General features: G+C 42.5%; 6 protein-coding genes and 1 other RNA gene. 3 read left to right on the plus strand and 4 right to left on the minus strand.

Translation table 11 applies throughout. The annotated features are described in order from the left end of the window. Nucleotides 1–12 precede the first annotated feature (12 nt). A complete protein-coding gene (locus tag QO187_RS06020) occupies nt 13–1,479 on the minus strand; it encodes a S41 family peptidase (RefSeq protein ID WP_371547772.1) in 1,467 nt (488 codons plus the stop codon). Between the two features lie 234 nt (nt 1,480–1,713). Further along, a complete protein-coding gene (gpmI, locus tag QO187_RS06025; RefSeq protein WP_082624622.1) occupies nt 1,714–3,372 on the minus strand; it encodes a 2,3-bisphosphoglycerate-independent phosphoglycerate mutase in 1,659 nt (552 codons plus the stop codon). Between the two features lie 247 nt (nt 3,373–3,619). Between gpmI and ssrS the strand changes: the two genes are divergently transcribed. Continuing rightward, a non-coding RNA gene (gene ssrS, locus QO187_RS06030) (6S RNA) lies at nt 3,620–3,815 on the plus strand. A 105-nt stretch (nt 3,816–3,920) separates the two neighbouring features. Here the strand turns inward: ssrS and QO187_RS06035 are convergent. After that, complete coding sequence (locus tag QO187_RS06035) at nt 3,921–4,541, minus strand: FxsA family protein (RefSeq protein WP_102092931.1); 621 nt, start codon at nt 4,539–4,541, stop codon at nt 3,921–3,923. A gap of 259 nt (nt 4,542–4,800) precedes the next feature. Between QO187_RS06035 and ruvC the strand changes: the two genes are divergently transcribed. Beyond that, nucleotides 4,801–5,385, plus strand: coding sequence for a crossover junction endodeoxyribonuclease RuvC (gene ruvC, locus QO187_RS06040; RefSeq protein WP_057760973.1), 585 nt, complete (start codon nt 4,801–4,803; stop codon nt 5,383–5,385). A gap of 144 nt (nt 5,386–5,529) precedes the next feature. On the opposite strand, the gene QO187_RS06045 is transcribed toward ruvC, so the two are convergent. Beyond that, nucleotides 5,530–6,480, minus strand: a complete 951-nt coding sequence (locus QO187_RS06045; RefSeq protein WP_102092932.1) for an META domain-containing protein — start codon at nt 6,478–6,480, stop codon at nt 5,530–5,532. 234 nt (nt 6,481–6,714) lie between these two features. On the opposite strand from QO187_RS06045, the gene QO187_RS06050 reads away from it, so the two are divergent. Then, the coding region (locus QO187_RS06050) for a helix-turn-helix domain-containing protein (RefSeq protein ID WP_371547775.1) at nt 6,715–6,897 on the plus strand (183 nt) is incomplete at its 3' end.

Consider the following 6,897-nt stretch of genomic DNA (forward strand, 5'->3'; position numbering starts at 1 on the left):
TGCTACGAAATTCTATTCTTTCGTAGCATTTTTTCTAACAAAGCGAATGCCAGAACCAAGCGCGCGCGTCTTTACTAGTTCTAATGCTTGCTGCTCCCACGTGTTCTCGTTGCCAGATAAGGTCACATCAGGCTCTACACCGATCTCGTCTATTTGTTTGCCTGCTGCCGTCATATAATTGGCCACAGTCAATTTGACGGCTTGCTCATCGTTTAACGGTATGACCGATTGTACTGAGCCCTTACCATAGCTAACTTCACCGATAATAGTAGCGCGTTTTTGTGCTTGTAAACTACTGGCAAGCACCTCTGCCGCTGATGCTGAATAGCGGTTTTGTAATACCACTAATGGCAAAGGTTTAAGTATCGCATCACCTTGGGTCGATAGTACCCGTGATTTATTTTGACGTGCTTGCACCTGCACCACATCGGTATCATCCATAAATAAACTGGCCACGCTCACTGCTGATGTCAGTACGCCACCTGGATTATCACGCATATCTAGTAAAATTCCTGATATAGGAGCGTTTAGGTTAATCAAACCTTCTAGTAATTTTTCACGGCTGTTGTTTTGAAACGCCGGTAATTTGACAATGGCAATACCATCAACCAGTTTGGTCTCGATAATCTGCGGATGACTATTATTACGCTGCAACGTCGTTGTGTGCTTACGGCGGCCAGCTTTGGAAGTAATAATATCTACCTGCGTACCGGCAATACCCGTTAAGAGCTGCTCAACATCATTGACCTGTCGCCCTTCGTCTAGCTTAAACTCATCAACTTGATGCAAATAATCACCAACTGCGATGCCTTTTTTGTCTGCAGGTGAATCATCGATAACCTCTGTCACAACCCAATAACCTGCCTCTGGTCGGTAATTAACCTTAATACCAATATCACCAACGTCACCCTCAGTAAAAGCACGCAGGTTCTCATAAGCTTCTGCGTCCAAAAACTCAGCATGGCTGTCAAGTTTGGTCAGCATACCGCTCATCGCATTGCTAAATAACTCTTCGTCATTGACCGCATCGACGTATTGACGACGTACTAAGTCCACCACAGCCACAAATGTCTTTAGCGTCTCAGGAGAGATAGCATTTAACGATACTTGTGCAACTTCTGCTGGAATGTCCGTATCAATATCATCGGCATCATCTGTTAGCGCGCTTTCATCTGGCACACTATCTATCGAGTCATCTGGCTCATCGGCAACATCTAACATATCAGCAATGTTAGCTAAGTTATCAGCGTCGTTTTCATCCGCTATCTCATCTGCATTTAGACTAATGAGCTGTAAACCGTTTGTAGGATTATTATTTGTAGAAGCTTCCACTGCTGCTTGTGCATTTACGCCCATCGCACAACCAAGCACACCTATTATAATTGCAGGCTGCAAAACCGTGGACGCGACTGACGCCCTCCCTACTGATTTACTTAACCCTTTGGATAAAAAAGAACGTGCAAAAGAAATAGGCTGCATAAAAGAACTCATTTGAATAATAGAGAATACGAATTTATCGTTATATAGCGATTTATAAGATAGCACCAAACGCATATTTCGAACTAGCATAGTATTGCAAGTAAATTAAGTAAAATGTATCACAAAAAAAGGAAAGGATAATAGGTTATCCTTTCCTTTTTGATATCTTCTGGTACAGCTGTCAAGTCAGTATAAACCACAGTCATTCAAGTACTGTGGTTTAACTCGACTGGCCTAGACTGCTGGAACCAATAAGCTCTCACCTGTCATTTCAGTAGGGGCGTCAACGTTCATCAATGATAAAATAGTCGGCGCCACATCACTAAGTTTGCCGCCACGGCGTACTTGTAGCTTTTGCTCACCTACGTAAATTAATGGTACATGTTCTGTCGTATGCTGTGTATGTACTTGTCCGCTTTCATAGTCTTGCATCTGCTCGCAGTTACCATGATCGGCTGTGATAAGCATATCACCACCAGCAGCACGCACTGCTGACTCGATACGGCCAACACATACATCCAAAGCTTCTACCGCTTTTACCGCTGCATCAAAGATACCTGTGTGCCCAACCATATCACCATTGGCATAATTGACCACCAATACATCATACTTACCAGACTCAATCGCTTCTACTAATTTATCAGTGACTTCAGGCGCACTCATCTCAGGCTGTAGATCATAAGTCGCAACGTCTGGAGATGGCACTAATATACGGGTTTCACCCTGATATTCTTCTTCGCGGCCACCACTAAAGAAAAACGTCACATGCGCATATTTTTCAGTTTCAGCAATACGTAGTTGAGTTTTTCCTTGATCCTGCAAGTACTCTCCCAATGTGTTGGCTAAAGACGTTGGGTAGTAAGCAATGCTTGTTTTTGGATTGTCAGCTAGGACATCTGAATACTTAGTTAGCATCACAAATGCCGCCAGTTTTGGCTGTTTTTGACGTGCAAATCCAGAAAATTCATGATCTGGCAAGACAAACGCTTGGGCAAGTTCACGAGCGCGGTCAGCACGGAAATTCATAAAAATAAGTGCGTCGTTATCATTGACAGTATATGGCACTTCATCACGTCCAATTACGGTCGTTGGACTAACAAACTCATCGGTCTCACGCGCTTTATAAGCAGCTTGGACAGCACCATCTGCCCGTGTCGATAGACGATCAGCTTTGCCTTCAGTAATCAGCTCATAAGCTTTTTGCACTCTATCCCAACGATTGTCGCGATCCATTGCATAGTAGCGACCGATGATACTCGCAATCTGTACGCGGCCACCTTCGTAATGAGCATTCAATTTATCAATATAGTCGCGCAGACGATTGATGTACTTATCAGCAGATTTAGGCGGGGTATCACGGCCATCTAAGAAACAATGAATAAAGACATTCTTGGCACCATGGACCAATGCTGAATGACACATGCCTTCGATATGGTCTTGATGTGAGTGGACGCCGCCATCAGAGAGCAAGCCCATAATATGGACGTTACCGCCACGCTCATTAGCCGCTTTTACGGCATTGACCAATGCTTCATTTTTATAGAATTCACGATTGGCAAGTTCACTTGAGATACGTGTTGAGTCCTGATAAAGAACACGCCCTGCGCCTAAGTTCATGTGACCGACTTCTGAATTACCAAACTGACCATCTGGCAAACCAACATCTTCCCCTGAAGCTGAAATAAGCCCATGAGGATATTGCTGATAAATCTTGTCTAAATTTGGCATATTGGCAGCAGCGATGGCGTTATCTTTATCTTCTTCACGATGACCAAAGCCGTCCAATATCATCAAGACATGCGGTATTTTTTTATTCTGTGCACCGTCTTGGTTATTGCTAAGCTGTGTTTTATTATTATCAATAGAGTCTGATGCTTGTTGGGTACTGGTCATATATTACCGCTCCTCGAGTGAATGAACGCCTATAATGCTGTGTAAGGGAATATAAAGCCCTCTATATTAACACACATCTTGAAATAGCTGAAAAACTGAGCATTTTTCGTGAGTTTATGAATAATTTTATAGGGTTATCTTGCGATGATTTTTCTATGCAAGACAATATAAATGCGGCCAATTAACCAAGCTACGTATCAATCTGTAATTCAGACTTGCAATCACTCTTTTCATTGGTTAAGATAAAACTATTCTGAAGTGTTGGCTAGTAGATGTTTATTCCCTGAGCCGATAATGCTTTACCAGGATGTGGTACCTATTGTCTCATTGTGTATGCCTGCACCGCTTGCGGTGTATCAGGAAACCTGCAGAGATGATGACGCATCCGCCCTGAACTTCACGGTTCATGGGTCACCATCTTACAGCGGCACTTCGGTTGTTTCATTCGGTTAGTAAATATATTTCTTACAATTTATTCACTACCACCAAAAAGCCCCTTTCGTCGATGACGAAAGGGGCTTTTTGGTGGTAGTGATTTAACTATATAGTTATTCGTCATTAGCAGACTTGGTAATTTTCTTGACATCTTTAGGGATGTTTTTGGCAGTACCATCAACCGTAGTATGCTGTTTAAACACATCACCAAATGGGTTTTGCTGCTGTTGACCAAATGGATTCTGACCATTCATGCCACCTGCACCACCGAACGGGTTTTGACCGCCCATACCACTAGCACCGCCAAATGGATTTTGACCACCACCCATCTGCTTGGCCATCATTTCCATCATTTTTTGCTGGTTATTCATGACGTAATTATTGGCCAAGTCTTTTAGCTTTTTCTGCACAGGTGGCAATACCACTAACAGCGCCATCAAATCACTAAGTACCCCAGGAATAAGCAATAAAATACCTGCAGCTGCCATCGCGATACTCTTAATCATCGTGGTCTCTGGCGGACGCATCGCAGGGTTCATCATGCCACCAGCTTTCATTTGCTGTGCCATTGGATTAAGAGCAGCCATACCTTTGCGCATCAAGGAGATACCGATAACCGCGGCGATAATAAACCACATAAACACCCACCAGCCGCTCATAAATTGAGCAAGCAAATACCACAGTAGCATCTCGATAATAAACCAAACGATGGCTATACCAACTATCTGACCCATAAAGTGTCGTCCTATAAAATAAAAACCAATAAATTGAGCGCCATGAAAATTAAAATGGCTAACATATGATGTATATGGGGATTGGTTGCTATACTATCAAACTTAAGGCTAATTTTTAAGCCATATAGTCGGTACAATATAATTTGGATACAAGGAAGACAAACGTCAGTGCTACTAGCAGTAGGCTAAGCGAGTCTGACTCCATATCCGATTTCTATAGGACTGTATATAAAATGACAGGTAAGCAAGACGGAATATTATGGCAATTATTATAGGCATTGACCCAGGGTCACGCATGACCGGTTATGGGATAGTACAGCAGACAGGTGACAAGCTGACCTATATCGATGCAGGGACGATTCGTACAGATACCAAAGAGATGCCTGAACGCCTCAAGCGTATCTTTAATGGACTAACCCGTATCACACAGCATCATTTAAAATACGCAGACGAGCCTATCTATACGGCGATTGAGCAAGTATTTATGGCGGAAAACCCTGATTCTGCACTTAAGCTTGGGCAAGCACGAGGTGCAGCGATTGCAGCGATGGTTGCACTAGATTTAGAAGTATCAGAATATACGGCTCGGCAAATCAAACAAGCCGTCTGTGGCTATGGAGCAGCGGCCAAAGAACAAGTGCAAGAGATGGTGTGCCGGATATTAGCGTTAGAAGTCGTACCGCAACAAGATGCTGCCGATGGTCTTGCCTGCGCCATCTGTCATGCTCACTCAAGCCATTCAATGAACAAACTGATATTGAATAGCGCCATGCGTGGCCGCGGTGCTTCTAAAAAGAAAGGCCGTTGGCGTTTGACCGAAGAAGATTTAGGTAACTTACGTTAAAGATCAGCTTTAAAATAGCGAGGTGTTAAAGAAAACAATCGTCAAAATAGATAAACAGCAAATTAGACACCCCATAAAAAACACGCGCTATTAGACGCGTGTTTTTTATGGCTATGAGCATTTCAAAGCTCAAACTACAGTAAGCTACTCTACAACTGCACTTTCAATCACAGCATCCAATATATAGGCATACTTTTCATCAGTAGTATCATCTTTAGTTGGCTCATTAGTCTCTGATAATTCATCGATATATAGTGGATAGCGTTGTAAGCGTAATACTTCTTCGTGTTTGCTGTCATGCTGATAGCCATCGATTTCACCAACGAATACTCGCCACTGTTCTTCGTGAGTTTTAATGCCCTGATCATTATAAGTAATAGGCTTAACTTGTAAGCACTGCTCAGAGTTACCTGCTTCGCAAGGTACAGTTTCAGAGTTTACTGCCCAAAATACTGTTTCACCCTTACTGTTATATTTCGCTTGTGCAGTAAGCCTACCATTCCATACTAAAGTCACATCATCGTCAGTAAACTGGGTCAATACTGGATTATCGCCTTGATCAATTTTGAACTCACTACTGCCCTGCATCAACGTATTCAAGATGTTTTCTGCCATATCTAACTCGCCACAAGACATCTTCGTACTCATACCCTCTTCAGTAGTTAAGGTATGCCCTTTTAACTGATAGCCAGCACTAATCGTATTACAGCCTACGCTATAGCTTAGCGTGTCTTGCCCTTGATACTGGTTGAATGCAAGCGTTACCTGACTGTTGATATTCGCAAATTCAGCCATAAGTTGTTCATTGGCGTCGACTGCACTTACTAACGTCCAACGATGATGAGATAAGGTGGTCGTCAGCTTGTCTTGAGCGGTTAATTCAACAGGTTCTGATTCGTCTGATGTAGGGCTCATACTAGATACTAGACCTTCACTTACGGCTGAGTCTGTCATCTCGCCAGCTTCAGCACCCTGCGATGTATCATTTTCGCTAGACGCCGCTTCTTTTTGACACGCACTTAGCATCAGACTAACTGCCATCATACTGGGTAATAGCAGTAATTTTAACGTTGGCTTGTTTCGGCTACCTACCATATTGCATACCTCTTAGTAAGCTTGTACAACTTATCTCGCGTACCATCTATGTTTCAAAAATCTATTCAAAAGAAGCCATAATTTAAAAGCATTCTTCTTTAGTGAACAATTTAAAAACATAATTGATATAACTAAGCTAGATTTACCACTATAACCTTGGCTCTATTAACCTATAGTCAGTCCAAAATAGAAAAGGTACAATGCTTTTAAACCAAGCAAAGAGAAATATAAAAGATGACCTACTCAGCAGATTTTCGAGCACAAGTTATCAAAAACATTGAGCAAAAAGACATGAGCATCCGTCAGGCCTGTATTTTTTATAATATCAGCAAGAGTACACTACAGCGCTGGCTTATAGACCCAAGCATCCAAACGACCAGAGTCAAAACGCCAAGCAGTATACCCAATGAAGCTCTT

The sequence above is a fragment of the Psychrobacter sp. Arc9 genome (assembly GCF_041431295.1).
Lineage (GTDB): Bacteria > Pseudomonadota > Gammaproteobacteria > Pseudomonadales > Moraxellaceae > Psychrobacter.

Coding starts and splice junctions, on each gene's coding strand:
- ruvC (WP_057760973.1), top strand. CDS start 4,801: ATGGCAATTATTATAGGCATTGACCCAGGGTCACGCATGACCGGTTAT.
- QO187_RS06035 (WP_102092931.1), bottom strand. CDS start 4,541: ATGGGTCAGATAGTTGGTATAGCCATCGTTTGGTTTATTATCGAGATG.
- gpmI (WP_082624622.1), bottom strand. CDS start 3,372: ATGACCAGTACCCAACAAGCATCAGACTCTATTGATAATAATAAAACA.
- QO187_RS06020 (WP_371547772.1), bottom strand. CDS start 1,479: ATGCAGCCTATTTCTTTTGCACGTTCTTTTTTATCCAAAGGGTTAAGT.
- QO187_RS06045 (WP_102092932.1), bottom strand. CDS start 6,480: ATGGTAGGTAGCCGAAACAAGCCAACGTTAAAATTACTGCTATTACCC.